The organism is Microbacterium sp. SORGH_AS_0969 (assembly GCF_030818255.1).
In the GTDB taxonomy this organism is placed as follows: Bacteria; Actinomycetota; Actinomycetes; order Actinomycetales; family Microbacteriaceae; genus Microbacterium.
Genome location: NZ_JAUTAG010000001.1, coordinates 2,628,295 through 2,654,564, shown reverse-complemented (window position 1 = coordinate 2,654,564; position 26,270 = coordinate 2,628,295). Strand labels below are relative to the sequence as shown.

Here is a 26,270-nt window from a genome sequence, read left to right as displayed (position 1 = left end):
CACGCGGGCCGCGAGGGCGTCAGGGGGTGGGCTGGGCCGCCGCGCGATCGAGGCCGATCACGACGATCAGCCGCTTCTCGGCACTCTCGTCGTCGGGCGTGTTCGGGTCGTCGGTGGGCTGCAGGAAGTCGCTCTGCGCGACCTCGGCCCCTCCGATGGCGTCTGCGAGCCCCCGGGCGGCCTGCTCGTCTTCCGGGCGCAGGTAATAGATGGTCGTCGTCGCGAAGTCGGTCGTGTCGGAGTCGCCGGTCTGGACCGTGTCCGCCGCCCACCCCGCCGCGATGATCTGATCGCGCAGGTTGCCGGCGAGACCTTCGTCGGACGTGCCGTTGAGCACGACGACAGAGTACGAGGGGTCGATCACCGCCGGGGTCGTGGGGACGATCGTCGGCGTCGCGACGGGCTCGGAGCCGAACGAGATGCGCCCCGAGACCACGATCGTTCCGAAGATGCCGACGGCGATGAGGACCACGGTGGCCACCGCCGCCCACAGGAACACGACCCAACCCCGGAGATGCGGGTTCTCAGCGCGGTGCGCACCGACGCGGCCGGATTCGGCGGGGAGGTCGTCGAAGCGAATCCCGAGGGAAGGTCGATCTGGCCATTGGACGATGCTACCGGTCGTTGCCTTTGCGCCCCGTCACAGGGTCGCGGCGCGGTCGAGCCGCGTGCGCGGGTCGCCGTCACGCAGACGCCGCAGACGACGAACGAGCATCGGGTCGTGCGCGAGGGCCTCGGGGCGGTCGATCACTCGCCCGAGCAGCTGGTAGTAGCGCGCGGGCGGCATGTCGAAGGCGCTGCGGATCGCCTCCTCCTTCGCACCCCCGTGCCGACGCCATTCACCCTCGAAAGCGAGGATCTCGCGGTCGCGGTCGGAAAGAGGCACGGCGCCACGCTACTGCGCGGCGGAGCGGATCCCGGGATGCCACGCCACCCACGCCCCGAGAGGATCCACGCCCCCGAGCACCTCGCCGTCGAGCGCGAGCGCGAAGCCGTCCGAGCGCACGTCCGGCGGGCTCGTCCACCCGTCGTGGAGTCCCGGTGCGTCGAGGGTGATCCAGCGTCCCGCCCGCTGTGCTGCGGCGATCACGTCGCCGCGCCGCGCGCGAGGAACGTGCGCGAGGACGCCGGGCGTCGTGACGACGAGCGTCGCCTCTCGCGGGGCGTCCGCGGCGAGCGCCGGCAGCGTGGCGGCGCCGTCACCCTCGACGAGGCGCGGAGGATCGGATGCCGCGATGTCGAGCGCGGCGACGATACGCTCGCGCCGTCCCTCCTCCCCCGGCCACACCAGTCCCGTCAGCCACGCCCGGTCCTCCGCGTCGCGGGCGTCGAGAGGGTTCAGGTCGATGCCCGCGCGCCAGACGATCTCGGGCATCCGCAGGGATGGGGCACCGTCGAGGTCGCACTCGAGAACGACCTGGCTCGGTCCGTCGACCGGGTCGAGAGCGACCACCTCCGCACCCCGGCGATAGCGGTAGGAGTAGCGATCGGGGTACAGACACAGACCCGCGCTCGCGCCGACCTCGAGCAGCGCGATCGGCCCCTCGATGAGCGAGAGCGCCGGCAGCAACGCCGCGCAGCGCTGGGGTTCGTTCGTCTGTACGCTCCGGCGATCGCAATCCGCGACGAGGGCGTCCGCGTGCGCGACCACCCACTCCGCCCAGGCGTCGACCGCGTCCGGCGCACCGAGGAGACGCGTCACGGCGAACACGAGCGGCGGCTGGCGGTGCGTCTCCGCGATGCGCGCCACGATCTCGGTCACCTCGGCGTCGGCGACGACGCGCTCCGCCCAGATCGCGTACAGCACCGACCGACCGGGAGCCTCGTCGCGCGCGAATCGGCGGTAGCGATCGACGACGGTGGTCACGGCATCCTGGTGCATCCGAGAATTCTCTCGCGCCGACCTGACCGGCGTCCGGCACGAGAGAATAGGACGTGAACGAAGGGGACCTTCCAATGACTTATGCCGTCGAAAAGTCCGACGACCAGTGGCGCGAGGAGCTCTCGCCCGAGCAGTACGCGGTGCTGCGGCAGGCGGGGACCGAGCGCGCGTGGACCGGTGAGCTCCTGGACGAGAGCCGCGCGGGCCTCTACACGTGCGCCGCGTGCGGTGCTGAGCTGTTCCAGAGCGGCACCAAGTTCGACTCGCACTGCGGGTGGCCGAGCTTCTACGAGTCGGTGCGACCCGAGGCCGTCGAGCTGCTCGAAGACAACAGCCACGGCATGCAGCGCACCGAGGTTCGCTGCGCGAACTGCGGATCGCACCTCGGCCACGTGTTCCCCGACGGCTTCGGCACGCCCACCGGCGACCGTTACTGCATGAACTCGCTGTCGCTCACCTTCACCCCGGAAACGCAGGCGTGAGCGCGCTCGAGGCGATGCGCGACCGTCGGTCGTGGTCGAAGGTCACCGATCTCGCTCCCACGAGCGTCGAGCTCGAGGCCTTCGTCGCCGCAGCCGGTCGCGTCGCCGATCACAAGTCCCTGCGCCCGTGGCGGATCATCGAGATCCGCGGGAGCGATCGCGACATCCTCGCCCGCGCATTGAACAAGGCGGACGGCAAGAAGGGTCATTCCTCCAAGCCGCGCCGCGCCCCTCTGATCCTCGCCGTCGTCGCCGACGTGTCGTCGAAGAAGATCCCCGCGTGGGAACAGGAAGCCGTGGCATCCGGAGTCGCCCACATGCTGAGCCTCGCGCTCGACGAGGCCGGCTTCGGCGTGTTCTGGCGCACCGACGACAAGACGCGCAGCAAGTCGCTGGCGAAGGCCCACGGTCTGAAGAAGGGCGAGGTCCTGCTGGGGTGGCTCTACGTCGGCGGTAAGCCGCAGCGCTCGCGTCCGGTTCGCCGGAAGACCGTGGATGCCACGAAGCACATCTCGCGACTGCCCGGGGCCAAATCCGGGAAGAAGGCGAAGGGCGAAGCCGCCGCTCTCTGAGATCCTCCCGCGTGACGCCGCCGGTGACGTGGTCGCCGGCGGCGTCAGCGTGTGCGGCGGCGCCACGGGACCGTCGCGACCGCGACACCCAGGAGGGCGGTTCCCGCGGCGAGAAGGGCGATCGGTGTCGAGGGGGCCGCGGGCGCCGGCCAGAACGCGTCGAGCACGACCGACGTGCTCAGCAGACCCGTGACGGAGCCGAGTCCGAGCAGGAGCACTCCGGTGCGTCGCACGATCTGCGCCGAGAGGAAGATGTAGACGACGCCGATCGTCCCGCCGAGGTACAGCCACGGATCGGTCGGGAGAGCGCGAGGCGGGCCGGCGAATCCGATGTGGATGGCGGCAGCGGCGATCAGCACGATCGTGCCACCGAGGAAGTTCACGAGGGTCGCCGTGAGAGGACTGTCGACGCGCACTCGCAGTCGCCCGTTGGTGCCCTGTTGCCACGACACTCCGGCTCCGGCGACGACGGGGATGAGGATCATCCAGAGCGGCACGCTGCCGACCGCTCCGTCTGCGAGACAGACGCCGACCCCCGCGATCGCCAGGAGGGCGCCGATCAGGCGGGGGCGGGTCACCGCCACCACGCCGGCCGGACCGTAGCCGGCCCGATCGAGCGCGAGTCCCCCGCTGGTCTGGCCCGCGACGAACCCGACGGTGAACAGGGCGACCCCGATCGCCCCGACGGTCAGCCCCTGGCTCGCGACGGTGAAAGCGCCAGCGGCTCCGCCCAGCAGCATCCACACCGGTATCGATCGCGCTCGCACCCCCGCGAGCAGACGACCGATCCCGCGCCGCCCGGCAGGAAGCACCAGGGCGATCGCCAAGACCACGACGAGCCCGGAGCCGAACGAGACGGCTCCCGCGAGGACGCCGTCGTTCAGCGCCGCGCCCAGGCTGCCGTTCACCCGCGTCTGCACCGCGGTCATCGCCCCCACCGCGACGGCGCCACCCACGGCGGCGACGATCGACCCGCGCTGCGCCATGGTGCTCTCCTCGCGGCCGCTCGCCGTGAGGGCCATCGTCGATCGTACGACGCCTCACGCGCCGCCACGGGAGCCGACGGTGCTCGTCGCCTCGCTCAGCGGGCGTGCGCGTCGTTCCACATCACCCGGAGCACGTCGGCGAGGGTGTCGACCGCGACCCCCTCGGCGACGGCCGCGTCGACGAGGGTGCGAAGCTGCCGGGTCAGGTCGGCCGGCAGCGGAGCGACACCCGGCGCGACGCGCGTCCCCGATCCCACCCGGCTGACGATGAGGCCCTCGTGCTCGAGAGCCCGGTACGCCTTCTGCACGGTGCCGGGCGCGACACCGAAGTCGGCGGCGGCCTGCCGGACGGTGGGCAGCTTCTCCCCCGCTCCGAGCCGGCCCGACAGGATCAGACCGCGGAAGAAGCGGTGCAGATCGATGGGAGCGGTGACGTTCTCGGGTCGCGTGCGCGTGGCATCCGTCATGCCGGTACCTCCACCGGCGAAGCGGAGCGCCGCGGTCGGGCGCGGACGAGACCGATGGCGCGGACGACCAGCAGGGCCAGGAGCATGCAGCCTGCGATCTGCAGGAACGGTGCCACGAACCCTCCGGCGAGGATCAGATCGGCGTGCGGGAGCGAGACGTCGTGGCGCGCCTCGGCACCCGAATCCGTCATGACGATCATGGTCGTGACCGCACCCGAACGCGCCATGTGCAGCAGCCCGCCGAGCGCGATGAGCACCACACCGAGAGCGAGCGTGACGACGTCACGCGCCGCATCGGATCGGCCGGAGCGTTCCAGGTCGAGCCGGACACGGTCCGAGAACGGACGCACGGCGTTCCGGTGCAGGGCGAACACGACGGCGGCGGCGAGCGCGACCACTCCCGCGAGCAACGGGATGCCATAGGCCCAACCGGGGAAGACGGTCACGATGGGTGGCGCCTCGACGTTGGGCACGTCCAGGGCCACGTGAGCGGCGACGCCCGGGTCGAGAGCAGTGGACATCTGACCGAACACGACGACGATGCACGAGGTGACGAGCATCAGCGCGACGAGGATCCGGATGCCGCGGCGGGAGCCGAACGTCGTCCAGGTGCGCCGGCCCGCCGATGTCGCGTCGACGGCGCGCCGCGGCGCCTTCGTCCGCAGGAGTGCACCCCAGACCACCATCCCCGCCGCAGCCGCGATCGGCGCGACCGCGAACCGCCACCACGACACGGTGGCCGACATGTCGAGAACGTAGCCGCGCAACGCGATGTCGACGACCCAGACGACCCCGACGACGAGCGCGATCGCGCCGACCGCGACCCGCTCCCCACGGAGGATGCTTCGCCCCGTCGAGCTCCCGCGCCGTACCCGCACCACGACGAGAGCGAGCGCGATGCCGAGCGCGGCACAGACCACGGGCGACGACAGCAGCCCCCAGACGATCTCCCACGGGGACGCCCGCAGGATCCGATTCCACACGTTCCACACATTCTCGGGGCTCACGGCAACCACCTTTCGTGCCACATTCTTAGCACACTCTGTACCACTATCGCGACACAATTTGCGAGAGGGCGCAGGAAAGGCCTTCGAGACGCCCGGACAGCCACGTCGATGTCGACGTCACCCTCACGCATGCGTCAGGCTGTCCCCGTGACCCAGCTCCGCCCCGGCCCCCATGACGTATCGCGCATTCTCCGAGACCTGACTGCGTCGTCGGGCACCGATCGCGAATTCCTCGCTCACGCCGAACTGCATCTGCCCCGTCTGCACGAGCTGTTCGTCCGGCTCTACGGCGAGCGAACCGACGGCCTCGAGCGCTTGGCGTCCCTCGTCGACCTCGCCCACCGCTCTTGGGCGGAGCGACCCGCGGACCTCCGCGCTCTCGACCGCGCGCGCGACGGCGAGCCCGATTGGTTCGAGAGCGAGAGCATGCTCGGCGGCGTCTGCTACGTCGACCGGTATGCGGGCGGACTCAGTGGCATCCGGGATCAGATCCCGTACTTCCGCGAGCTGGGGCTGACCTACCTGCACCTCATGCCGCTGTTCGAGAGCCCCGAAGGCAACAGCGACGGCGGTTACGCGGTGTCGAGCTACCGACGCGTGAACCCCGCACTGGGAACGATGGAGGAGCTTGCCGCGCTCGCCGCGGACCTGCTCCGCGCGGGCATCTCTCTCGTGGTCGACTTCATCTTCAACCACACGAGCAACGAGCACGAGTGGGCGCAGAAGGCCGTCGCCGGCGAGGCCGGTTACGAGGACTTCTACCTGATCTTCCCCGACCGCGAGATGCCCGACGCCTACGAGCAGACGACGCGCGAGATCTTCCCCGACGACCACTCCGGGTCGTTCGTGCAGCTCGATGACGGCCGGTGGATCTGGGCCACGTTCTACCACTTCCAGTGGGACCTGAACTACGCCAACCCCGCCGTCTTCGAGGCGATGGCCGGCGAGATGCTCTTCCTCGCGAACCAGGGCGTCGAGATCCTCCGGATGGATGCCGTGGCCTTCATCTGGAAGCGACTCGGAACGACGTGCGAGTCACTGCCGGAGGCGCACCTGCTCCTGCAGGCGTTCAACGCGGTGCTGCGGATGGCCGCTCCCGGCCTGCTGTTCAAGTCGGAGGCGATCGTGCACCCCGACGAGGTCGTGTCGTACATCTCCCCCGACGAATGCCAGATCTCCTACAACCCCCTGCAGATGGCCCTCACCTGGGAGGCCCTGGCCACCCGGGACGGTCGCCTGCTGCAGCAGGCGCTCGAGCGTCGGCACGCCCTCCCCGAGGGCACCGCGTGGGTCAACTACGTACGCAGCCACGACGACATCGGCTGGACCTTCGCCGACGAGGATGCCGCCGAGCTCGGCATCGACGGCTACCCGCACCGCCGCTTCCTCAACGATTTCTACGTCGGTCGAGCGGACGGGACCTTCGCCCGCGGGGTGCCGTTCCAGGAGAACCCGCGCACCGGCGACGCCCGCGTCACCGGCACCACGGCATCCCTCGCGGGAATCGAAGCGGGCGACGCCGGCGGCGAAGATCGTGTGATCCTCGCGCACGCCCTCGCGCTGTCGACCGGGGGCATCCCCCTGCTGTACCTCGGCGACGAGGTCGCTCAGCTGAACGATTACGGCTACCGCGACCGCCCCGACGAAGCTGGAGACAGCCGCTGGGTGCACCGCCCCTTCCGTCCGGTGCAGGGCTACGCCGACCGAATGGATGCCGGAACCCCGGCGGGTCGGGTCTTCGCTCGACTGACGCGCCTCATCGACGTGCGTCGGGCGACGCCGGAGTTCGCGGGCAACGAGCTCATCCCCTTCGACGCGCACCACGATTCGGTGGTCGGCTTCCTGCGCCCGGGGGCTGCGGGCAGTTCGGTTCTCGTTCTGGCAAACGTGGGCGATCACGCCGTCCACATCGCCCCCCTGACCCTGTCGGGACTCGCCCCCGACGCCGTGGACCTCGTCGAGGGGGTCAAGGTCTCGCTCCGGCCCGGCCGCACGCTTTCCGCGCACGGGGTCGCCTGGCTGCGGGTCGCGCTGCGCTGAGGCGCCTCAGCCGGTGTACCAGCTCAGCGAGACCTCGCGCACGTCGAAGAATCCGCGCCGGGCACGCACGAGCGTGAATCCCTCCGCGCTCAGGGCCCGGGCGTACTCTCGCGTGAGGCGCTCGTGCTTCACTTCCTGCCAGCCTGCGGGGTAGCGGTAGGCGTGGGTGACGACGCGTGGGCGAGCCATGAGAGTCCTCCTCATGTGCAGGATGCCACCGCCGCCGGCCCGTGAGGCATCGACGACGTTCCGATCGTGTGAACAATCGGTCAGAGCCGGCCGTGAGCGAGCCAAGCCCCTCGCGAGGTTGGACACGACGGGGAATCGAACGTGGTGCCGGCTACAGGACTTGAACCTGCAACCCCCGTATTACAAGTACGGTGCGCTACCAATTGCGCCAAGCCGGCAGGCGTCCCAGTCTAGCTATGCGCGAGCTAGCTATGCGCGGGAGCGCCTCCCGCGCAGCCCCGGGTCAGCCCGCGGGCGTCGCCGTCGGGGTGGCGGAGGGCGTGGGGGTCGGCGTCGCGGTGGAGTAGTACGCGTTGCTGTCGATGGTCAGGACGAACTGCGCGAACTCCTTCGGGTCGTCCATGTGACCCACGTACGGAGTGCCGTTGACGAGCACGGTGGGCAGCGTGGTGAGCGCGAGGCCCTTCGTGTCGGGCAGGCCCTTGATCGCGCGATCGGTCGCGGCCTTCGCCCAACCGGTGTAGGTCTCGTCCTCGATGCACGAGCGCACCGTCGCGACGTCGCTGACCCCGGCGCCCTGCGCCATGTCGGCGAGCTGCTGGTCGCTGTAGCCCTCGGAGTCGACGGCGGGCTGGTTGGTGAGCAGCTCGTGGTTGAAGGCGAAGAATCGATCCGACGCGTGCGTTGCGACGCAGGCCGAGGCGCCGGCGGCGCGGAGGCTGTACTTCGTGCCGTTCGACTTGGAGGTGAGCATCGCGACCGGGTAGTACGTCAGCTTCGCGGCATCCTCGTCGACCCACTTGGAAAGCTGCTCCGCGTTGGCCACCTGGAACTCACGGGCTTCAGTGGAGAGGTAATCGACGTAGACGCGGATGTCGACCGGAGCGGCCGTCGACGTCGGGGCCGGCGTCGGGGTGGTCGCGGGTTCCGGAGTCGCTCCCGCAGCGAGCGTCGACGCGTCGCCGTCGACCGCCTGGGGCGCGAGCGGGTCGGGGACACCGGTCGCGCTCGACACCAGGAAGCCGTCGTCCGTGGCCGCGGCCGGAAGCGCCTGCGGACGCGAGCCGTTCGACGACACTGCGTACGTCACCGCGACCGCACCCACCGCGACGACGGCCGCGGCGCCCACGCCGATCAGCGAGCGGCGAAGGACGCGCAAGCGAGCCTGGCGCGCCTTGACCTGCTGCGCCTTCTCACGCACCGCCTCACGGCGATCGCGTTCGGCGGGCACATTCGGCGTCTGGTCGTTGGACATGGAACCTCTCGGGCACGGCGGTGCCGCAACAAATCTGGGGATCGCTCGGGTTGGGGCGAACGAGCATCGATGCTAGCCAGGCTGGCTGAGAAAAGCCCAGACGCATGGCATACTGACCCTGCGCCCACCGTCGAGCGCGCGGGGTCGCCCCCGCTCATTCCATTCACTACGGATCGTCCGGCACGTACCTGCCGGTGAAGGAGAAGAGAACATGGCGTCCGTCACATTTGACAACGCAACCCGTCTGTACCCCGGTGGCACCCGCGCCGCCGTCGACAAGCTCAACCTCGAGGTGGGAGACGGCGAGTTCCTCGTCCTGGTCGGCCCCTCCGGTTGCGGTAAGTCCACGTCGCTCCGCATGCTGGCCGGCCTCGAAGAGGTCAACTCGGGTCGCATCCTCATCGGCGACCGCGACGTCACCGACGTCCCCCCGAAGGACCGTGACATCGCCATGGTCTTCCAGAACTACGCGCTCTACCCCCACATGACCGTCGCCGAGAACATGGGCTTCGCGCTCAAGATCGCGGGCGTCGGCAAGGAAGAGCGCGCCGCGCGCGTCCTCGAGGCCGCGAAGCTCCTCGACCTCGAGCAGTACCTGACCCGCAAGCCGAAGGCCCTCTCGGGTGGTCAGCGTCAGCGTGTCGCCATGGGCCGCGCGATCGTCCGTCAGCCCCAGGTGTTCCTCATGGACGAGCCGCTGTCGAACCTCGACGCCAAGCTCCGCGTCCAGACGCGTACGCAGATCGCGTCGCTGCAGCGCCGCCTCGGCGTCACCACGGTCTACGTCACGCACGACCAGACCGAGGCGCTCACCATGGGCGACCGCATCGCCGTGCTCAAGGACGGCCTGCTCCAGCAGGTCGGCACCCCGCGCGACCTGTACGAGAAGCCGAAGAACGTCTTCGTCGCCGGCTTCATCGGCTCGCCCGCGATGAACCTGTTCTCGGTCGACCTCGCCGAGGGTGGCGTCCGCTTCGGTGACCTCGTCGTCCCCGTCGAGGCCGACGTCATCGGCAAGGCGCACGGCTCCGAGGTCACCATCGGTGTCCGCCCCGAAGACATCCAGGTCGCTCCGGCCGACGGGCGCGGCCTGTCGGTCGTCGTCGACCTCGTCGAGGAGCTCGGCGCGGACGGCTACCTCTACGGTCACACCGACATCAACGGCAAGCGCACCGACCTGGTGGCCCGTGTCGACGGCCGTCGTCACCCGAACGCCGGCGAGACCGTCGTCCTGGCTCCGGTCCCCGGACACGTGCACGTGTTCGACGCCACCTCGGGCGACCGCCTGACCGACAAGGCCATCGCCTCGGCCTGATCGACGCACCGCTGCGGCGCGTCTTCGTTCCCGACCTGTCGTGGGACGAAGACGCGCCGCACCTGTTTTCCCGGAGACACCGTGTCCGAATCCCTCCGCATCACCGCCAGCGCCGTCGACCCCGGGCTGCTGCAGCTCCCCTGGTCGACCGGTCTCGCCGACTGGCCGAGCAACCACATCGTCGCGCTCCCCAAAGGCATCTCCCGCCACCTCGTGCGCTTCGCGAACCTGTCCGGACGCGTGGTCGCGATCAAAGAGACCACCGAAGAGATGGCGCGCCGCGAGTACGACATGCTCGGCAACCTCGACCGGCTCGACGCCCCTTGCGTCGATCGGATCGCCGTCATCGCCGGGCGCACCGACGCCTCGGGCCGCCCCCTCCCCGCAGCGCTCGTCACCGCGCACCTGCGCTTCTCGCTCCCCTATCGCGCGCTGTTCACGCAGGTACTGCGGCCGCACACCGCCACGCGTCTCGTCGACGCCCTCGCCGTTCTCCTGGTGCGCCTGCACAACGTCGGGTTCTACTGGGGCGACGTGTCGCTGTCGAACACCCTCTTCCGGCGCGACGCCGGGGAGTTCGCCGCGTACCTCGTCGACGCCGAGACCGGCGAACTCCACGGCAACCGGTTGAGCCCGGGGCAGCGAGCCCACGACCTCGACATCGCGCGCACCAACATCGCGGGCGAGATCATGGACCTCGAAGCGGGGGGTCGGCTCGAGGGCGGACTGGATGCCGTCGCGATCGCCGACGGTCTGGTCTCGTCGTATCACTCGCTATGGGGCGCCCTGACCGACAAGGAGTCGTTCGCCGTCGACGAATCGTGGCGCATCACCGAGCGCGTGCACCGTCTGAACGCCCTCGGCTTCGACATCGGCGAGATGTCGATGAGCACGACGCCCGACGGCACCCGCGTGTCCATCCAGCCGAAGGTCGTCGACGCCGGTCACCACCAGCGACGACTGCTGCGCCTGACCGGACTCGACGTCGAGGAGAACCAGGCTCGGCGCCTGCTGAACGACCTCGACGAGTTCCGCGCCCGCGTGTCACGGCTGGGTTCGGACGAAGAGATGGTCGCCCACGAGTGGCTCACGCGTGTCTTCGAGCCGATCGTCATGGCGATCCCCTTCGATCTGCGCGCCAAGCTCGAGCCCGCCGAGGTCTTCCACCAGGTTCTCGAGCACCGCTGGTACATGTCGCAGGCGCGCGGCCGGTCCGTGCCGCTCGCCGAGGTCGTGTCGTCGTACATCGACGACGTCCTGCGCCACCGCCGCGACGAGGCCACCGTCATGGGCCCGCCGACCGACACGATGTCGCTGCCGACGGTGTCCGACGCCGACGCTCCCGCGACGGGCGAGGTGCCGACGACCGACACCGACGTCGTGGACTGGCGCGACCTGGTCTGACGCCACCGCTCCTCAACGCGGAGGCCGTGGCATCCGGAGACGATCCGGGATGCCACGGCCTTCCGTGTAAGAAGCGGGTTTCAGTAACCGACGGTGAAACGCTCGCGCGTGTGCTTCGGGTTCTCGATCTCGTCGAGGACCGCGACCGCGAAGTCGGCGCCGCCGATGAAGGAGTTGCCGTCGCCGTCGACGACGAGGACGTCGCCGCCGTCGCGGTACGAGCCCGTACGCTCGCCCGGAGCCCACGAGCCGAAGCCACCCGCGGGGTGGATGTAGAACCAGTCGCGACCCGTGTCGTCGGCCTGGAGGTCTTCGAGGATGCCGATGGCCTCCCGCGCCTCGGGCTTGTACTCCTCGGCGAAACCGTCGGTGTCGATGAGGCGCGGGCCGCCCTCGGCGACCAGCGAGCCACCGGCGCCGCCGACGACACCCACCCGTACGTTCTCGGGCAGTGCCGTGACGAGCTCAGCGACCGCGGGGCGGAGCTTGCCCTCCATGTCGCCGCGCGGAGCCACGGCCGACACGACCACGTCGACGCCCTCGAGCTGAGCGACGAGGCCGGGGACGTCGAGGACGGTGCCCTCGAGGTAGGTCACGCCCTCGACTCGATCGGTCGGGACCGACCGGGCGATCGAGACGGCGGTGTGTCCGCGGCGGGCGGCCTCGGCGACGATGTGGCTACCGGCATAGCCGGTTCCTCCGATGACGGCGATACGGGTCATGAGCGTTCCTTCCTCGACGGGATCAGTGCGCGGCGCGAAGCGTCGACACCTGGTACAGAGCCACGGATGCCGCGATACCGGCGTTCAGCGACTCGGTGGCGGCGGAGATCGGGATCGACACGACCTGGTCGCACGTCTCGGTCACCAGGCGTGAGAGCCCCTTGCCCTCGGAGCCCACGACGATGACGACGGGACGATCCGCGAGCTCGAGCGCGGGCAGCGAGACCTCGCCGTCGCCGGCGAGACCGAGCACGAACACGCCCTGCTTCTTGAACTCTTTCAGCGTCGCGGTGAGGTTGGCCGCGAGCGCCACCGGGATGCGCGCCGCGGCTCCGGCGCTGGTCTTCCAGGCTGCGGAGTTGACGCTCGCCGAACGACGCTGCGGGAGGATGAGCCCCTGACCGCCGAACGCCCCGGTCGAGCGGATGATCGCCCCGAGGTTGCGCGGGTCGGTCACCCCGTCGAGGGCGACGAGCAGCGGGACCTCGCCGCGGTCGATGATCTCTTCGAGCAGGTCTTGAGGATGCGCGTACGTGTACGGCGGCACCTTCAGGGCGACACCCTGGTGGACGCCGTCGAAGCCGGCCATCCGGTCGAGCTCGGGGCGCGTGACCTCCAGGACCGGGATGCCGCGGTTCGTCGCGATCGACAGCATCTCTTTCACGCGGTCGTCCATCTCGACGCGCTGCGCGATGTAGAAGGCCGTGGCGGGGATCTTCGCGCGCAGAGCCTCGAGCACCGAGTTGCGGCCGGTGACGGTCTCGGTGTCGTCGGACGCCTTGGGGCTCTTCCGGTTCGCGTTGCCGCCGACGCCGCGGACGGCGGGCTTGGCCTTGCCTCCGGCGGCGGCGTAGCGCTCCTGGGCGGCCTTGCGCTTGCCCGCGGGGTGCCACGCGCGGTCTTCGGCCTTGGGGGTGGGACCCCGACCCTCGAGCGCCTTGCGGGAGTGCCCGCCGGTGCCCTTCAGAGGGCCCTTCTTCTTGCCGGGGTTGCGTGCGCCCGGGCGTCCTGGCTTAGCCATCGATACTCCAGTGGGTTCCGGCTGGAGTGTCCTCCAGCGTGATTCCTGCGGCGGCGATCGCGTCACGGATGCGATCCGCGGCCGCCCAATCCTTGTCCGCGCGCGCTTGCGCGCGCTGCGCGATCATCGTCTGGACGAGGGCGTCCAGAGCGGCGGTCTCCGCTCCCCCGCCGGTGCCACCCCACTGAGAAGAGTGAGGGTTGATCCCCAGGACGAGCGTCATCTGCATGACGTCCATGACATCCTGCTTCGCCTCATCGTACTTGCCGGCGTCGAGCAGCGCATTTCCCGCCCGGATGCTGGTGTGGATCGCCGCCAGCGCGCGGGGCACCGAGAGGTCGTCGTCCATGGCCTCGGAGAACTCCGCGGGCAGCCCCTCCTTCGCCTCGGGCCACCCGGGCGCGACGACACGTCGGGCCCGGTCGAGGAACGTCCGGATCCGGCCGAGGGCTGCCTCGGCCTCGGCCCATGATGCGTCGCTCAGATCGAGGTTGGAGCGGTAGTGCGCCGCGGCGAGCGCGTATCGCACCACGAGCGGGTCGTGCGCGTCGAGCACGTCGGCCGCGAGCGTGAAGTTGCCGAGCGACTTCGACATCTTCTGCCCGTCGACGGTCACGAGACCGTTGTGCACCCAATAGCGCGCGAACGCATCGCCGGCTGCGGTCGACTGGGCGATCTCGTTCTCGTGATGGGGGAAGCGCAGATCGAGTCCGCCGCCGTGGATGTCGAACTCGGGGCCGAGGTACCGGCGCGACATCGCCGAGCACTCGATGTGCCAGCCCGGCCGGCCCGCGCCCCACGGCGAGGCCCACGTCGCCGACGCGGGCTCGCCGGGCTTCGCGCCCTTCCACAGGGCGAAGTCGTGCGGGTCGCGCTTTCCGCGAGGGTCGGCGTCGGACGCGGGCTCCATGGCATCCAGGCTCTGACGCGTGAGCTCCCCGTAGGCGGGCCACGACCGGACGTCGAAGTACACGTCACCCTCGGCGGGGTATGCGTGACCGCGCTCGATGAGCTCCGCGATCAGTTCCTGCATCTGCGTTACCGACGCGGTCGCGCGCGGCTCGTAGGTCGGCGGGAGGATGCCGATAGCGGCGTACGCGCGGGAGAACTCGAGCTCCATCCGATACGCGAGCGCCCACCACGGCTCGGTGTCGGTGGCATTCGCGAGCACCTTGTCGTCGATGTCGGTGACGTTGCGGACGAAAGTCACCCGGCCGAAGCGATGAGCGAGCCAGCGGCGCAGCAGATCGAAGGCGAGGGCGGCGCGCACGTGCCCGATGTGCGGACCCGACTGGACGGTCGGTCCGCAGACGTAGACGGTGACATTCGACGGGTCGAGAGGCGTGAAGTCACGCAGGGCCTGAGCCTTCGTGTCGTAGAGCCGAACAGTCACCGCCCCAGCCTACCGGCCGCCTCCGACGGCGACCCGAGCCCGAAACACGGCGACGCTAGTCTCGATCCGTGCAGCTCGACATCCGCCTCGACGACCTCTCCGGCGCACCGACACGGGAGCTGGTCACAGCCCACGTCGCCGGGATGCTGGCGAACACTCCAGCCGAGAGCTGCCACGCCCTGGACGCCGACGCGCTCATGGGCAAAGGAGCCCTGCTGTGGTCGGCATGGGCCGACGGAGAACTCGCCGGCATCGGCGCCCTGTCGCCGTTCGGCGCCGACCAGGGAGAACTGAAGTCCATGCGCGTGACGGAGGCGTTCCTCGGGAAGGGAATCGGCCGCGCGATTCTGCGCCACATCGTGGACGAGGCGCGGGCACGTGGCATCCGGAGCCTGTGGCTCGAGACGGGCAGCGGTGACGACTTCGCTGCGGCCCGCGGTCTCTACGCCAGCGAGGGCTTCGTCGAGTGCGCGCCGTTCGGGGCGTACGTGCCCGACCCGCTGTCGACCTTCATGACGCGCGAGATCTAGCGCGGAAGCACCAGCGCGATCGCGAAGGCGGCGACTCCCTCGGTGCGTCCGGTGAAGCCGAGCCCGTCGGTGGTGGTGGCGCTGACCGAGACCGGCGCCCCGCCGAGAGCGCGTGAGAGCACATCCTCCGCCTCGACCCGGCGCGCGGCGAAACGCGGGCGGTTGGCCTGTACCTGGACCGAGACATTCCCGACGCGCCAGCCGGCGTCCTCGACCAGCCGCACCGTGTGCGAGAGGAAGGCCTCGGCGTGCGCACCCGAGAACTCGGGCCGATCGGTGCCGAAGTGGGTGCCGATATCGCCGAGGCCCGCGGCCGACAGCAGAGCGTCGACGATCGCGTGAGCGACGGCGTCACCGTCGGAGTGCCCGGACAGCGCCTGCTCGCCGGGCCACTCGAGACCCGCGAGCCACAGCGTTCCCTCGCCGCCGAAGCCGTGGACGTCGGTGCCGATACCGATGCGCGGGGCCGCCAGGGGTCGCGGCGCGACGAGACTTCGCGCGCGTTCGAGATCGGGGGCGGTGGTGATCTTGAAGGAGTCGGCGTCGCCCGCGACCGTGACGACGTCATGACCGGCAGCCGCGACGAGGGCGGCGTCGTCGGTGTGGTCGGCGTCGGCGGCCGCGACCGCCGCCTCGAGCACGTCGCGTCGGAATCCCTGCGGGGTCTGCGCGGCGGCGAGTTCGGAACGATCCACCGCGGCGAGAATCACCCCGTTCTCATCGACGCGCTTGATCGTGTCGACGACAGGGACGGCCGGGATGACGGCGGGCGCGCCTCCCCGAAGCGCGTCGATCACCCGCTCGAATACCGAGACCGGGGTCAGCGCGCGCGCTGCGTCGTGCACGAGCACGAGCTCGATGTCCGCGTCGAGCGCCGAGAGGCCGGCGGCCACGGATTCCTGCCGGGTGCGACCGCCGACGACGACGCGGACGGCGTCGCCACGATCGCCGGACACGGCCTGCGTGTCGGCGCGGGCGGCATCCTGAAACCCGTCGGGCACGACGACCACGACCTGGGCGCGCGGTGCCGCCAGAACCCCCCGGAGGGAGTGACGCAGGATCGAGTCGCGATCGAGAGGCACGAAGGCCTTCGGCGCTCCCCCCTGGAGACGGGTGCCGGAGCCGGCGGCGACGACGATGACCGCGAGACGCGGGGAAGGCGAGGGGATCACTCCCCTACGCTAGCGCGGGCATCGCCCGCCGCTCGGAAGGAACGACGGGCGATGGAACGTCTCAGGACGCGAGGACCTCGTCGAGCACGACGCTCGCGCGGTCTTCGTCGGTCTTCTCGGCCAGAGCCAGCTCGGACACGAGGATCTGACGAGCCTTCGCCAGCATGCGCTTCTCGCCCGCGGAGAGCCCGCGGTCCTGGTCGCGGCGCCACAGGTCGCGGACGACCTCGCTCACCTTGATGACGTCGCCCGAGGCCAACTTCTCGAGGTTCGCCTTGTAGCGGCGAGACCAGTTGGTGGGCTCTTCGGTGAACGGTGCGCGCAGCACGTCGAAGACGCGATCGAGACCCTCTTTACCGATGACGTCGCGAACGCCGACCAGGTCGACGTTGTCAGCCGGGACCTCGATCACGAGGTCGCCTTGCGTGACGTTCAGCTTCAGATACTTCTTCGTCTCGCCCTTGATGACGCGTTCTTTGACCTCGATGATCGTGGCCGCGCCATGGTGCGGGTAAACGACGGTCTCGCCAACCTCAAAAAGCATGGAGTTATGTCCTTTCGGCAACATCCAGGATACCACAGGCACTCATACGCTAAGGTTCCGCCCTCCCGACGCGCCTTCCCCTCACGCGCGCCTCTCGCGCGCGAACGCGGTGGTGAGGCGCGCGCCGAGCCGACCGCGGTGCGCCGACCCCGTAGGATGAGGGTGTGCCGTCTGTCGTCCTGGGAGGATCCGTGAAATCGCGCCTGATCGCGTCCATCGCCGTAGGTGCCGCCGTCGTGCTGGGCACGACGGGTTGCAACATCCTTGCGCCCCAGGCGACGACGATCGACTACTCCGCCTCTGACGGAGTCAACGTCCCCGCCGCTTCGGGCCCCCTCGACGTCCGCAACGCTCTGATCGTCGCCGACGAGAGCGGCGAGGTCGGCAACTTCGTCGCCGCCGTCGTCAACTCCACGACCGAGCCGCAGACGCTGCGCCTCGAGGTCGGCGAGGGCTCCTCGGCCGTTCGCGCCTCGGTCAAGGTCCCCGCCAGCAGCACCCTCAGCCTGGGCGACCTCACGAATGGTGTCGAGCCGCTCCGTCTCGACGGCATCGAGGCCGTCCCCGGATCGACCGTCCCGGTCTACTTCCAGTCCGGCGACGGCGAAGGGGCGCTCATGCAGGTCCCCGTCCTCGACGGCGCGCTGCAGTACCTGAGCACTCTCGCGCCCACCCCGCAGGCCACCGCCTGGAAGACCCCGACGCCCAGCGCGACGCCGACGCCCAGCGCGACACCGAGCCCCACGCCGTCCTCCTGACGGGAATGATGAAGGCGCCGACGGATTCCCGTCGGCGCCTTCATCATTCCCGTCTCAGGCCTCGAATCGGTAGCCGAGTCCTCGGACGGTGACGAGCATCGTCGGCTCGCTCGGGCTCTGCTCGATGCGCGAGCGGATGCGCTTGATGTGAACGTCGAGCGTCTTGGTGTCGCCGAAGTAGTCGGTGCCCCAGACCCGGTCGATGAGCTGACCGCGAGTCAGCACGCGGCCGGCGTTGCGCATGAGGACCTCGAGCAGCTCGAACTCCTTCAGGGGCATGTTGATCTCCGCTCCATCCACCGACACGGTGTGTCGATCGATGTCCAGGGTGACGCGTCCTCCGCTCAGGATCCGGTCGTCGAGGTCGGCGTCATCCGGGGTCCGACGTCGCAGGACGGCGCGCATCCGGGCCAGCAGCTCCCGCGTCGAGTAGGGCTTCGTCACGTAGTCGTCGGCACCGAGCTCGAGCCCCACGACGATATCGACCTCGGAGTCCTTGGCCGTCAGCATGATGATCGGCACGTGCGACGACAGCCGGATCTGCCGGCAGACCTCCGTGCCCGGCATGCCGGGCAGCATCAGGTCCAGCAGCACGATGTCGGCACCGCGGTCGTGGAACGCCGTCAGGGCGAGAGCGCCGTCCTCGGCGATCTCGACCTCGTACCCCTCCCGCCGCAGCAGATAGGCCAGCGGGTCGGCGAGGTCCGGCTCGTCCTCGACGATCAGAACGCGGGTCATACGGTGTCTCCGTTCATGGGGGCGGGACGTGCAGCAGCGGCCTTGCGGCCCTTGCGTCCCGACTTGGGGCGGGGTTGCTCGAGGTCGGGCGCCTCGGACATCGGCAGTCGGATGGTGAACGTCGAGCCGCGGTCGGGGCGCGACCACAGTCGCACCTCGCCTCCGTGGCGCTGGACGGCGTGCTTGACGATCGACAGACCGAGCCCGGTTCCCCCTGTGCGGCGGGATCGCGCCTGGTCGGCCCGGTAGAAGCGCTCGAACACGCGGTGCTGATCGGCTTCGGGGATGCCGATCCCGCGGTCGGTGACGGCGATCTCGACGACCGTGCCGTCGAGCTTGACCCCGACACCCACCTTGGAGCCGCTGGGCGAGTAGGCGATCGCGTTCGCGACGAGGTTGCCGAGCGCCTCGGTGAGGATCTGCGGCTCGCCGCGCACCCACAGCCCTTTGGTCCCCCCGCGCACGACCGTCACCTGAGCCGAGTCCGCGGCGATCGCGTAGGCCTCGACAGCCGAGGTGACGACCTCGTCGATCGAGACGTCCCGGACGTCGCGCAGTTCGTCGGACGCCTGCAGACGGGACAGGCTCAGGATGCGGTTCACCAGGCCGGCCAGCCGCGTCACCTCCGCCTGCAGCCGCGATGAGAAGTACCGCACCTGTTCCGGGTCCTCGGCCGCGGACTCGATCGCCTCGGCCAGCAGGCTCACCGCGCCCACGGGAGTCTTGAGCTCGTGGCTGGTGTTCGCCACGAAGTCGCGACGCATCTCTTCGACGCGCTCCCGCTCGGTGATGTCACGCAGCACCAGGAGGACCAGCCGCGGCGAGATGGGCGTCGCGCGCACCGCGACCAGGCGTGGCTCCGCCGGCGCGGCACCTCGGCGCAGCCGCAGGTTCTCGCTGACCGAGGCTCCCGTGTCGCGCGCCGCTCGCGCGACGCGACGCAGCTCGTCGCTGGCGATCACCTCTCCGGCGACCAGACCGAAGACGCCCGCGGTCGACGAGAGCGCGAGAACCGTCGACGACATGTCGCAGACGAAGGCGGGGTCGTCCATCGCCCCGAGCATCGCCTCGACGCCCTCGGGCAGGTCGACGGTGGTCTGCGCCAACGAGCGATCGCGTGCTCGCAGGGCTCCGACCACGAGGCCGACGATGCCGCCCCCGACCAGGAGACCCACGAGGAGCGCGAGCAGCGAGAGCTGCGGTGGTTCCATGTCCCCAGCGTAAAGGCGTGGTCACGGCGTCACCGGCCGTTCAGGCACGGGATGCCGAAGCCGAACGTTACTATTCACTGTCACGGCACCGTTCGTTCATCTTCGCTGGAAACAATCCCCGGAGGTAGCGGAACGCACTTGAGCCGTGCCGCCGACGGAAGGTACCGCGATGCGCGAAGTATTCCACCAGTCCCTCGAGGACGTTCAGGCCCGCCTGGTCGAGATCGCCGACCTGGTGACGGTCGCGATCGACCGCGCCACGCGCGCATTCGGCACCAGCGACGTCTCGCTCGCCGAGGAGGTCATCGAGGCCGACGCGATCATCGACGAGAAGGCCGTCGAGCTCGACGAGCTCGCAATCGAGATCCTCGCGCGTCAGCAGCCCGTCGCGCGCGATTTGCGGATCGTCGTCACGGCGCTCCGGGTGAGCGCCTCTCTCGAGCGCATGGGCGACATGGCCGAGCACATCGCTCAGCTGGCGCGGTCGCGCTTCCCCGAGCGCGCGGTCCCGAAGGGCCTCAAGACGACGTTCACCCGGATGGGCGAACTCGACGTCGAGGTCGCGCGCAAGCTCGCCGAGCTGCTGCGCACCCAAGACCTTCGCATCGCCGAGGCCATCCGCGACGCCGACGACGACATCGACGAGCTGCACGTCAGCGTCTTCGAGAAGGTCCTGGGCGACTCGTGGAAGGGCGAGGCGACCGCGACGGTCGACGCGACCCTCGCGAGCCGCTACCACGAGCGCTTCGCCGACCACGCTGTATCGGTCGCCAAAAAGGTCGTCTACCTCGCGACCGGCGACTGGGCCGGCGCCGACGACGAGGCCGAGCACGAACCCCACCCCGTCATCTGAGCGGGGAACGAAGAAGGGGGTGGATGCCGATCGGCATCCACCCCCTTCTTCGTCGCGGTGTCAGTGCTTGTTGCCCTGCGCGGCCACGGCTGCGGCGCCCGCGGCGGCGGCCTCGGGGTCGAGGTACTGGCCCGGGCCGAGCGGCTTCATGTCGTCGTCGAGCTGGTAGACCAGCGGGATGCCGGTGGGGATGTTGAGCTCGGCGATGTCGGCGTCGCTAATGCCCTCGAGGTGCTTGACGAGACCGCGCAGCGAGTTGCCGTGTGCCGTCACGAGCACGGTCTTGCCGGCCTGGAGGTCGGGGACGATGTCGCTGTGCCAGTACGGCAGCATGCGGTCGATGACGATCTTGAGCGATTCGGTGTCGGGCACCTCGCCGTCGATGCCCGCGTAGCGCGGGTCGCCGACCTGGCTGTACTGGTCGTCGGCGGGCAGCGGCGGCGGCGGAACGTCGAACGAGCGACGCCAGAGCATGAACTGCTCGTTGCCGAACTCCTCGAGGGTCTGCGCCTTGTCCTTGCCCTGCAGGGCGCCGTAGTGGCGCTCGTTGAGGCGCCACGAGCGCTTCACCGGGATCCAGAGGCGATCGGCCGCGTCGAGGGCGATGTTCGCCGTCTGGATCGCGCGGCTGAGCACCGAGGTGTGCAGCACGTCGGGCAAAGTGCCGGACTCGGCCAGCAGCTCGCCGCCGCGCTTCGCCTCGGCCTTGCCCTGGTCGGTGAGTCGCACGTCGACCCAGCCGGTGAACTGGTTGGTCTTGTTCCACTCGCTCTGCCCATGGCGGAGGAGGATCAGCGTGTGAGGCATGACTCCATGCTATCGACGCGCGGGCTGCTCCCGAGCGGAGCCTGCTCCCGAGCCGAGCCTGGCATCATGTCGGGAGTGACTTCCTCCCCCGTCGGCCGCCCGACCCGCGGCACGACCGGGACCAACCGTCTCCGCCGGATTGATCGGTGGGTCGCTCGGCATCCTGTGCTCCGTCGCACCGAAGATCCGCTCGTGGTCGATCTGGGATTCGGCGCGAGTTCGGTCACGCCCGTCGAGATGCTCTCGCGTCTGCGGCGCGAGCGCCCGGACGCGCGCGTCGTCGGCCTGGAGATCGATCCGGAGCGTGTGGAACGCGCGCGCGCCGAGGCGCAGGGCATCGACGGCGTGCGCTTCGCGCGCGGGGGTTTCGAGATCCCCCTGCCCCGCAGCGAGCGTCCCGCCGTCGTCCGTGCGATGAACGTGCTGCGGCAGTACGACGAGGGCGACGTCGCCGAGGCGTGGGCCCTCATGTGCGGGCGACTCCAACCGGACGGCATCCTCGTCGAGGGCACGTGCGACGAGATCGGTCGCGTCGCGACGTGGATCGAGATCGGGGCGGATGCCGAGCCCCGGAGCCTCACGATCTCGCTCCGCCTCGCCGGACTCGACGTCCCCTCGATCGCCGCGGAGCGCCTGCCCAAGGCTCTGATCCACCGCAACGTCCCCGGGGAACGCGTACACGAGTTCGTGGCATCCGTCGATCGGGAGTGGACGAGGGCGGCCGCGGTCGCGCCCTTCGGGCCGGTGCATCGGTGGCGGACGGCGATGCACGCGCTGGCCGACGCCGGCTGGCCGCTCGTGCGACGCGAGCGCTGGCGGCTCGGCGAAGTCGGCGTAGCCTGGGAGGCTGTGGCTCCGCGCTGACGCGCGCCACGTCGCCCTCAGATGCGCGGGAGCAGGGCCCGCGCCTCTGCCGACGGCATCCCCGCGGCGACCAGGAGATCGACGGCCAGAGGACGCATCGCGGCCACCAGGTTGAGCTCGCCGACCCCGCCACCGGGGAGCAGCGCCGCCGGATCGAGGCGGCGGATCACCGCGACCACGGCCGATCGGGCAGCGGGCTCGAGCGAGATGTCGTCGAGGCTGTCCCGTACCAGAGCCGCACCGCGCGCCAGTTCCGCGAGCAGGTCGGCGGGAACCGGACGTGCTTGTCCGTCGGCGCACAGGTAGGCGGCGCGGCGAGCGACCACGCGGAGGTTGCGGGTCGCGAGGTCGAGGGCTTCACGCACGCGGGCGTGACGCTGCAGCTCGGTGCGCTGCCGTCGGAGGAACGGGGAGATCCGGGCGACCTCCTGACCGGACTCGAGCGAGCCGCTCCACGCGTCGACATAGGTCTGCAGCGAGCGCGCGCGCTCGAGCCCGCGTTCGGCACGGGCTCTGTCACCCCGGCGAAGCGCGCGCACGATGGTGTTCATCGCCACATCGAGCGCGTCGAAGAGCTCGTCGGCGTCACGCAGCTCGGTGCGGCGCAGGGTGCGCGGGATGAGGGCCGTGACGATGAGGGCCGCCACTCCCCCGACGGCCCCGTCGACGAGTCGGAGGAACGGCACCCCCGAGACGAGGACGAGCGCGATGAGCGACTGCACGACCGCCGCGAGGGCGAAGCCGGGTTGCGGGGAGAGGAAGCGCGCGGCGATGAGCGTGACGGTCATCGCGACCGCGAGCTGCCACCACCCCGCGCCCGCGATCAGGAGCACGAGTTCGGCGATCAGGATGCCGACGAGCATCCCGGCGACGGTCTCGGCCACGCGCCACGGGCGGGCGTCGCGCACGAGCCCCAGGCTCGACACCGTGACGGTGGCGGCGAGGAGGGGCACGGAGTGTCCGAGCACGAAATGCGCGAAGCAGTAGGCCGCCGTGGCCGCGACGACGATCTGCGCGATCGCCGGAAGCGACTCGCGCACCCGAGCGGTGCGACGGGCGAGGGCCGTGCGCCATCCGGGCCGCGCGACCGCCACCCCGACGGTGGTGGTCGACGCGTCGTCCGCGGTCATTCCGCGGCGCGACGACGACCGAGGCGCGGGAGCCGCGGGATCGAGGCCGTCGCACCCGCGTCGGCGGGCACGACCGTCTCTTGCGCGGCCGCCAAGGGACCGTCGGCGGTCTCGACGACGAGCGGGATCCCCTCCGGGGCCGTGCGCTTGATCAGCGCGAGGGCGATCGGTCCCTCTTCATGGTGGACGGCGACCGAGGTGATGGCCCCGATCACCGCGTCGCCCGCGCGGACCTCGTCACCCCGCTGCGGCAGCACGTTGTCACTGCCGTCGAGCTGAAGGGCGACCACGCGCCGAGGCGGGTGACCGAGGTTGTGCACCTTCGCCACGGTCTCTTGACCGCGGTAGCAGCCCTTCGACAGGTGGACCGCGGTGCGCAGCCAGTCCATCTCGTGCGGCAGTAGGCGCTCGTCGGCATCGACACCCACGCGCGGGCGCCACGCGGCGACGCGCAGCGCTTCGACGGCATCGAGGCCCGCGAGCGCGACCTCTCTCCGTACGGCGGCATCGATCACGCGGTCGAACTCGACGGCATCCAGAATGGCTTCCGCCCAGTCACGGTCGGAACCGGGGTGCGGCTCGACACGCGCGTACGCCCAGCCCCCGGGCGACACCTCGGGCCACGGGTCGACCCACACCGGAGCGACGGCGGAGAGCGACGACACCGCGTCGCGCGTGCCGCCCACGACGAACAGGTCGTCGGAGCGGTCCTTCACCTCGACCCGCAGGCGGAACCGCATGCGCGCGAGCCACCCGGCGAGCGCCTCGACGTCGGCCCTGTCGACGATGAGCCACGCGGTCTCTCCGTCATCGACGACGGAAGCGGCATGCTCGACGCGTCCCTGGGGATCGAGGATGAGCATCTCGGTCGACACGCCCGGCGCCAGGTGCGTCAGCGCCTGGGACGAAAGCGAGTCGAGCCAGCTGCGGCGGTCCTCACCACCGACCGAGATGACACGGCGGTCGCCGAGGGGGGCGAGAGCGGATCCGGATGCCAGGCGTCGCTGCTCCGCGACCGGGGAACCGACGTGGCGGAGACCCCGGTTGTCGACCACGGCGCCGGGGACGTCCGCGAGCGTCGCCATCGTCACTCCGCCCGCGCGAGACGCGCCGAGGCGTGCGAGCCCAGCTCGCGCCCGAAAGCCGCGATGTCCCACGCCCAGAGCAGGTGGTTGTCGACGAGCCCGTACAGACGGGTCGCGGCGGTGTACGGCTTCGCGCCGGCCGTCCGCACGACGGCGTCGGTGGCGAGGTCGATGCGCGGGCCCTTGACCTGCCCGACGTACAGCTCGAGGACGCCGTCCGCGTGCACGAGGCTCACCTCGAGGTCGAACCCGCCGTCGTCGTTGCGGAGCTTCTCGACGTCGTCGGCCGTACGGACCACCGCGGGCTCGGTCGGCGGCAGCAGCGCCGGGCCGGCGTCAGCGCCGCCGGACGAGCGCGCGACGCGCCAGTAGCCGATCTCGGAGACGAGGGGCCGCCGCTCCTCCCCGTCGAGGAGCCACGCGTCCGCGGAGTAGTTCAAGAAGTCCCCGCCGTCGTGGCTGAAGCTCACGCGGTGCGCGAACTCGCCCGAGAACGAACGACCGTCCGCCTCATAGTCGATGACCCCGGTGCCTTCCCAGACGCCGAGGAGCCACGAGAGGGGGACGAGGTCGGCGGGAAGGTCCGTCGGAATCTCGATCACGAGATGCCGATCAGCGCTGGCCGCGGAAGAGGTTCCAGATGACCGTGCCGGAGACGAAGGCGATCGCCAGCGACGCCAGGCCCAGAAGTCCCACGAAGAACAGTTCGAGCGCGAGGAGGTTCATGCCTCAACTCTAGCGGGGAACAATGGCCGCCAGACCGAAGCCGGCCGTGATGAGTCCGAGAACGACGAGGGCACCCAGAACGCTCGCGGCCATGCGCTGGATGAACGCCTGCGACCGGCCGTACCAGAGCTGGATGGCGAAGGCGGCGACCACGCACACCCCGAGGGCCACGGTGACCCACTGCGCCCGCCACGGAGCCGGTACCAGGATGCCGATCGCCACACCCGCGATGACGGCCAGGACCCACACGGCGATCACGCCACCGTAGGTGCGGCGCGGTACGAGGTCGGGCGTCGACATGCCCCCATCATTGCTCAGTCCGGGGCGTGACGCACGCCCCGGACGGCGGCGTGCGGCGTGGTGGCGCGCCTCACCCTAAGATGGGCGGGTGTGCGGCAGCCCGCACTGGGAGGACCGCGTGGCTCAACTTCTCGTTCTCAGCTCCGCCCCCGGCGGTGGTGCCGTTCTGCCTGCGCTCGAACTTCTGAGCCACCGGGTGCGCCAGATCCCCGCCGAGCCGGCTCAGCTGGTGAATGCCCCGAGCGCCGACATCGTCTTCGTCGACGCGCGTTTCGACCTCGTCGGCGCGAAGTCGCTGTGCAAGATCCTCACGACGACGGGCATCGAAGCCCCGTTGATCCTCGTCATCACCGAGGGCGGTCTCACCGCGGTATCGACCGACTGGGGAGTCGACGACGTCGTGCTGGTGGGCGCGGGTCCGGCCGAGATCGACGCTCGCATCCGCCTGGCCATGGGGCGGCGCAGCGCCGATCAGGTGTCGACGCGCATCCAGACCTCCGGCATCACGATCGACGAGTCGTCCTACTCGGCCAAGGTCCACGGCAAGCCGCTCGACCTCACCTACAAGGAGTTCCAGCTCCTGCACTTCTTCGCCACGCATCCTTCGCGCGTCTTCACGCGCGAGCAGCTGCTCAGTGAGGTGTGGGGCTACGATTACTTCGGCGGTACCCGCACGGTCGACGTCCACGTGCGGCGTCTGCGCGCGAAGCTGGGCGACCTCGAACAGCTCATCGGCACGGTGCGCAACGTCGGCTACCGCTTCAACGTGTACGAAGACGACCAGCCGCCCGTGGCATCCGCTCCCGCGTGAGCACCC

General features: G+C 70.3%; 30 protein-coding genes and 1 tRNA gene. 10 read left to right on the top strand and 21 right to left on the bottom strand.

From position 1 onward, the window contains the following. Positions 1 to 19 precede the first annotated feature (19 nt). The 3 genes from QE388_RS12425 to QE388_RS12415 form a co-directional block, all read right to left on the bottom strand. Positions 20 to 499: a LytR C-terminal domain-containing protein gene (locus QE388_RS12425; RefSeq protein ID WP_307385632.1), complete on the bottom strand. Its 480-nt coding sequence runs from the start codon at positions 497 to 499 to the stop codon at positions 20 to 22. Positions 500 to 640: 141 nt separating this feature from the next. Further along, on the bottom strand, positions 641 to 886 hold the full coding sequence (locus tag QE388_RS12420) for a DUF3263 domain-containing protein (RefSeq protein ID WP_058614745.1): 246 nt from the start codon (positions 884 to 886) through the stop codon (positions 641 to 643). Positions 887 to 895: 9 nt separating this feature from the next. Then, positions 896 to 1,882, bottom strand: coding sequence for a DUF2332 domain-containing protein (locus QE388_RS12415; RefSeq protein WP_307385631.1), 987 nt, complete (start codon positions 1,880 to 1,882; stop codon positions 896 to 898). Between the two features lie 74 nt (positions 1,883 to 1,956). Here QE388_RS12415 and msrB point away from each other — a divergent pair, with 74 nt between their 5' ends. After that, positions 1,957 to 2,364, top strand: a complete 408-nt coding sequence (msrB, locus tag QE388_RS12410; protein ID WP_307385630.1) for a peptide-methionine (R)-S-oxide reductase MsrB — start codon at positions 1,957 to 1,959, stop codon at positions 2,362 to 2,364. 14 nt (positions 2,365 to 2,378) lie between these two features. Beyond that, positions 2,379 to 2,936 carry a nitroreductase family protein gene (locus tag QE388_RS12405; protein WP_307387128.1) on the top strand — a complete coding sequence of 186 codons (558 nt, stop codon included), beginning with the start codon at positions 2,379 to 2,381 and terminating at the stop codon, positions 2,934 to 2,936. Positions 2,937 to 2,980: 44 nt separating this feature from the next. On the opposite strand, the gene QE388_RS12400 is transcribed toward QE388_RS12405, so the two are convergent. From QE388_RS12400 to QE388_RS12390, 3 genes are read right to left on the bottom strand one after another with little or no spacing between them, the layout of a single operon-like run. Next, entirely contained in the window at positions 2,981 to 3,958 is a 978-nt protein-coding gene (locus QE388_RS12400; RefSeq protein ID WP_307385629.1) for a DMT family transporter, read from the bottom strand. 59 nt (positions 3,959 to 4,017) lie between these two features. Next, positions 4,018 to 4,389, bottom strand: coding sequence for a GntR family transcriptional regulator (locus QE388_RS12395; RefSeq protein WP_275799922.1), 372 nt, complete (start codon positions 4,387 to 4,389; stop codon positions 4,018 to 4,020). Next, positions 4,386 to 5,396 (bottom strand): hypothetical protein, encoded by a 1,011-nt coding sequence (locus QE388_RS12390; protein WP_307385628.1) that lies wholly within the window; start codon positions 5,394 to 5,396, stop codon positions 4,386 to 4,388. The genes QE388_RS12395 and QE388_RS12390 overlap by 4 nt, the downstream gene beginning before the upstream one ends. Before the next feature lie 129 nt (positions 5,397 to 5,525). Between QE388_RS12390 and QE388_RS12385 the strand changes: the two genes are divergently transcribed. Further along, complete coding sequence (locus QE388_RS12385; protein ID WP_373426622.1) at positions 5,526 to 7,436, top strand: alpha-amylase family protein; 1,911 nt, start codon at positions 5,526 to 5,528, stop codon at positions 7,434 to 7,436. A 6-nt stretch (positions 7,437 to 7,442) separates the two neighbouring features. Here the strand turns inward: QE388_RS12385 and QE388_RS12380 are convergent, their stop codons facing one another. The 3 genes from QE388_RS12380 to QE388_RS12370 all read right to left on the bottom strand — a co-directional run bounded on the left by QE388_RS12380 (position 7,443) and on the right by QE388_RS12370 (position 8,880). Next, positions 7,443 to 7,625 carry an alternative tryptophan synthase beta-subunit gene (locus tag QE388_RS12380; protein ID WP_275799917.1) on the bottom strand — a complete coding sequence of 61 codons (183 nt, stop codon included), beginning with the start codon at positions 7,623 to 7,625 and terminating at the stop codon, positions 7,443 to 7,445. 142 nt (positions 7,626 to 7,767) lie between these two features. Then, positions 7,768 to 7,843, bottom strand: a tRNA-Thr gene (locus QE388_RS12375). A 65-nt stretch (positions 7,844 to 7,908) separates the two neighbouring features. Continuing rightward, complete coding sequence (locus QE388_RS12370) at positions 7,909 to 8,880, bottom strand: thioredoxin domain-containing protein (protein WP_307385627.1); 972 nt, start codon at positions 8,878 to 8,880, stop codon at positions 7,909 to 7,911. A gap of 211 nt (positions 8,881 to 9,091) precedes the next feature. On the opposite strand from QE388_RS12370, the gene QE388_RS12365 reads away from it, so the two are divergent. After that, complete coding sequence (locus tag QE388_RS12365; RefSeq protein WP_058597443.1) at positions 9,092 to 10,195, top strand: ABC transporter ATP-binding protein; 1,104 nt, start codon at positions 9,092 to 9,094, stop codon at positions 10,193 to 10,195. An 81-nt stretch (positions 10,196 to 10,276) separates the two neighbouring features. Next, positions 10,277 to 11,599: a DUF4032 domain-containing protein gene (locus QE388_RS12360; RefSeq protein WP_058597442.1), complete on the top strand. Its 1,323-nt coding sequence runs from the start codon at positions 10,277 to 10,279 to the stop codon at positions 11,597 to 11,599. Between the two features lie 80 nt (positions 11,600 to 11,679). Here the strand turns inward: QE388_RS12360 and QE388_RS12355 are convergent, their stop codons facing one another. The 3 genes from QE388_RS12355 to cysS are packed head-to-tail and all read right to left on the bottom strand — an operon-like array spanning position 11,680 to position 14,735. Next, a complete protein-coding gene (locus tag QE388_RS12355) occupies positions 11,680 to 12,321 on the bottom strand; it encodes an NAD(P)-dependent oxidoreductase (RefSeq protein WP_307385626.1) in 642 nt (213 codons plus the stop codon). 22 nt (positions 12,322 to 12,343) lie between these two features. Then, positions 12,344 to 13,342: a 23S rRNA (guanosine(2251)-2'-O)-methyltransferase RlmB gene (gene rlmB / locus QE388_RS12350; protein WP_058614805.1), complete on the bottom strand. Its 999-nt coding sequence runs from the start codon at positions 13,340 to 13,342 to the stop codon at positions 12,344 to 12,346. Then, positions 13,335 to 14,735 carry a cysteine--tRNA ligase gene (cysS, locus tag QE388_RS12345; protein WP_307385625.1) on the bottom strand — a complete coding sequence of 467 codons (1,401 nt, stop codon included), beginning with the start codon at positions 14,733 to 14,735 and terminating at the stop codon, positions 13,335 to 13,337. The genes rlmB and cysS overlap by 8 nt, the downstream gene beginning before the upstream one ends. Positions 14,736 to 14,803: 68 nt before the next feature. Between cysS and QE388_RS12340 the strand changes: the two genes are divergently transcribed. Then, on the top strand, positions 14,804 to 15,265 hold the full coding sequence (locus QE388_RS12340; RefSeq protein ID WP_275796338.1) for a GNAT family N-acetyltransferase: 462 nt from the start codon (positions 14,804 to 14,806) through the stop codon (positions 15,263 to 15,265). On the opposite strand, the gene ispD is transcribed toward QE388_RS12340, so the two are convergent. Beyond that, positions 15,262 to 16,437, bottom strand: coding sequence for a 2-C-methyl-D-erythritol 4-phosphate cytidylyltransferase (gene ispD, locus QE388_RS12335; protein ID WP_307385624.1), 1,176 nt, complete (start codon positions 16,435 to 16,437; stop codon positions 15,262 to 15,264). The two genes, QE388_RS12340 and ispD, sit on opposite strands and share 4 nt — an antisense overlap. A 61-nt stretch (positions 16,438 to 16,498) precedes the next feature. Continuing rightward, positions 16,499 to 16,981 (bottom strand): CarD family transcriptional regulator, encoded by a 483-nt coding sequence (locus QE388_RS12330; protein WP_013585821.1) that lies wholly within the window; start codon positions 16,979 to 16,981, stop codon positions 16,499 to 16,501. A gap of 191 nt (positions 16,982 to 17,172) precedes the next feature. On the opposite strand from QE388_RS12330, the gene QE388_RS12325 reads away from it, so the two are divergent. Continuing rightward, complete coding sequence (locus QE388_RS12325; RefSeq protein WP_058628409.1) at positions 17,173 to 17,739, top strand: hypothetical protein; 567 nt, start codon at positions 17,173 to 17,175, stop codon at positions 17,737 to 17,739. 54 nt (positions 17,740 to 17,793) lie between these two features. On the opposite strand, the gene QE388_RS12320 is transcribed toward QE388_RS12325, so the two are convergent. Both QE388_RS12320 and QE388_RS12315 read right to left on the bottom strand, forming a co-directional pair. Next, positions 17,794 to 18,477 (bottom strand): response regulator transcription factor, encoded by a 684-nt coding sequence (locus QE388_RS12320; protein ID WP_307385623.1) that lies wholly within the window; start codon positions 18,475 to 18,477, stop codon positions 17,794 to 17,796. Continuing rightward, the gene (locus QE388_RS12315) at positions 18,474 to 19,688 is read right to left on the bottom strand and encodes a cell wall metabolism sensor histidine kinase WalK (protein WP_307385622.1); all 1,215 of its coding nucleotides are present in this window, start codon (positions 19,686 to 19,688) and stop codon (positions 18,474 to 18,476) included. Before QE388_RS12315 ends, QE388_RS12320 begins: the two co-directional genes overlap by 4 nt. A gap of 169 nt (positions 19,689 to 19,857) precedes the next feature. Here QE388_RS12315 and phoU point away from each other — a divergent pair, with 169 nt between their 5' ends. Next, positions 19,858 to 20,541: a phosphate signaling complex protein PhoU gene (gene phoU, locus QE388_RS12310; protein WP_307385621.1), complete on the top strand. Its 684-nt coding sequence runs from the start codon at positions 19,858 to 19,860 to the stop codon at positions 20,539 to 20,541. 60 nt (positions 20,542 to 20,601) lie between these two features. Here phoU and QE388_RS12305 read toward each other — a convergent pair whose 3' ends face one another. Next, entirely contained in the window at positions 20,602 to 21,348 is a 747-nt protein-coding gene (locus tag QE388_RS12305) for a phosphoglyceromutase (RefSeq protein ID WP_058597427.1), read from the bottom strand. A gap of 66 nt (positions 21,349 to 21,414) precedes the next feature. Here QE388_RS12305 and QE388_RS12300 point away from each other — a divergent pair, with 66 nt between their 5' ends. Continuing rightward, complete coding sequence (locus tag QE388_RS12300; RefSeq protein ID WP_307385620.1) at positions 21,415 to 22,212, top strand: class I SAM-dependent methyltransferase; 798 nt, start codon at positions 21,415 to 21,417, stop codon at positions 22,210 to 22,212. Positions 22,213 to 22,229: 17 nt separating this feature from the next. Here QE388_RS12300 and QE388_RS12295 read toward each other — a convergent pair whose 3' ends face one another. The 4 genes from QE388_RS12295 to QE388_RS12280 all read right to left on the bottom strand — a co-directional run bounded on the left by QE388_RS12295 (position 22,230) and on the right by QE388_RS12280 (position 25,453). Next, entirely contained in the window at positions 22,230 to 23,342 is a 1,113-nt protein-coding gene (locus QE388_RS12295; RefSeq protein WP_307385619.1) for an aromatic acid exporter family protein, read from the bottom strand. Beyond that, positions 23,339 to 24,427 (bottom strand): folate-binding protein YgfZ, encoded by a 1,089-nt coding sequence (locus tag QE388_RS12290; RefSeq protein ID WP_307385618.1) that lies wholly within the window; start codon positions 24,425 to 24,427, stop codon positions 23,339 to 23,341. Before QE388_RS12290 ends, QE388_RS12295 begins: the two co-directional genes overlap by 4 nt. A gap of 2 nt (positions 24,428 to 24,429) precedes the next feature. Beyond that, positions 24,430 to 25,029 carry an FABP family protein gene (locus tag QE388_RS12285; protein WP_307385617.1) on the bottom strand — a complete coding sequence of 200 codons (600 nt, stop codon included), beginning with the start codon at positions 25,027 to 25,029 and terminating at the stop codon, positions 24,430 to 24,432. A gap of 133 nt (positions 25,030 to 25,162) precedes the next feature. Further along, positions 25,163 to 25,453, bottom strand: coding sequence for a hypothetical protein (locus QE388_RS12280; protein WP_058626108.1), 291 nt, complete (start codon positions 25,451 to 25,453; stop codon positions 25,163 to 25,165). 118 nt (positions 25,454 to 25,571) lie between these two features. Here QE388_RS12280 and QE388_RS12275 point away from each other — a divergent pair, with 118 nt between their 5' ends. Further along, entirely contained in the window at positions 25,572 to 26,264 is a 693-nt protein-coding gene (locus QE388_RS12275; RefSeq protein ID WP_058597422.1) for a response regulator transcription factor, read from the top strand. Positions 26,265 to 26,270 lie beyond the last annotated feature (6 nt).

Bases quoted from the DNA above. Each gene is read 5' to 3' on its own strand.
- QE388_RS12415 (WP_307385631.1), bottom strand. From the start codon at position 1,882: ATGCACCAGGATGCCGTGACCACCGTCGTCGATCGCTACCGCCGATTC.
- msrB (WP_307385630.1), top strand. From the start codon at position 1,957: ATGACTTATGCCGTCGAAAAGTCCGACGACCAGTGGCGCGAGGAGCTC.
- QE388_RS12405 (WP_307387128.1), top strand. From the start codon at position 2,379: ATGCGCGACCGTCGGTCGTGGTCGAAGGTCACCGATCTCGCTCCCACG.
- QE388_RS12400 (WP_307385629.1), bottom strand. From the start codon at position 3,958: ATGGCCCTCACGGCGAGCGGCCGCGAGGAGAGCACCATGGCGCAGCGC.
- QE388_RS12395 (WP_275799922.1), bottom strand. From the start codon at position 4,389: ATGACGGATGCCACGCGCACGCGACCCGAGAACGTCACCGCTCCCATC.
- QE388_RS12385 (WP_373426622.1), top strand. From the start codon at position 5,526: ATGCGTCAGGCTGTCCCCGTGACCCAGCTCCGCCCCGGCCCCCATGAC.
- QE388_RS12380 (WP_275799917.1), bottom strand. From the start codon at position 7,625: ATGGCTCGCCCACGCGTCGTCACCCACGCCTACCGCTACCCCGCAGGC.
- QE388_RS12370 (WP_307385627.1), bottom strand. From the start codon at position 8,880: ATGTCCAACGACCAGACGCCGAATGTGCCCGCCGAACGCGATCGCCGT.
- QE388_RS12365 (WP_058597443.1), top strand. From the start codon at position 9,092: ATGGCGTCCGTCACATTTGACAACGCAACCCGTCTGTACCCCGGTGGC.
- QE388_RS12355 (WP_307385626.1), bottom strand. From the start codon at position 12,321: ATGACCCGTATCGCCGTCATCGGAGGAACCGGCTATGCCGGTAGCCAC.
- rlmB (WP_058614805.1), bottom strand. From the start codon at position 13,342: ATGGCTAAGCCAGGACGCCCGGGCGCACGCAACCCCGGCAAGAAGAAG.
- QE388_RS12330 (WP_013585821.1), bottom strand. From the start codon at position 16,981: ATGCTTTTTGAGGTTGGCGAGACCGTCGTTTACCCGCACCATGGCGCG.
- QE388_RS12320 (WP_307385623.1), bottom strand. From the start codon at position 18,477: ATGACCCGCGTTCTGATCGTCGAGGACGAGCCGGACCTCGCCGACCCG.
- QE388_RS12315 (WP_307385622.1), bottom strand. From the start codon at position 19,688: ATGGAACCACCGCAGCTCTCGCTGCTCGCGCTCCTCGTGGGTCTCCTG.
- phoU (WP_307385621.1), top strand. From the start codon at position 19,858: ATGCGCGAAGTATTCCACCAGTCCCTCGAGGACGTTCAGGCCCGCCTG.
- QE388_RS12305 (WP_058597427.1), bottom strand. From the start codon at position 21,348: ATGCCTCACACGCTGATCCTCCTCCGCCATGGGCAGAGCGAGTGGAAC.
- QE388_RS12300 (WP_307385620.1), top strand. From the start codon at position 21,415: ATGTCGGGAGTGACTTCCTCCCCCGTCGGCCGCCCGACCCGCGGCACG.
- QE388_RS12295 (WP_307385619.1), bottom strand. From the start codon at position 23,342: ATGACCGCGGACGACGCGTCGACCACCACCGTCGGGGTGGCGGTCGCG.
- QE388_RS12290 (WP_307385618.1), bottom strand. From the start codon at position 24,427: ATGGCGACGCTCGCGGACGTCCCCGGCGCCGTGGTCGACAACCGGGGT.
- QE388_RS12280 (WP_058626108.1), bottom strand. From the start codon at position 25,453: ATGTCGACGCCCGACCTCGTACCGCGCCGCACCTACGGTGGCGTGATC.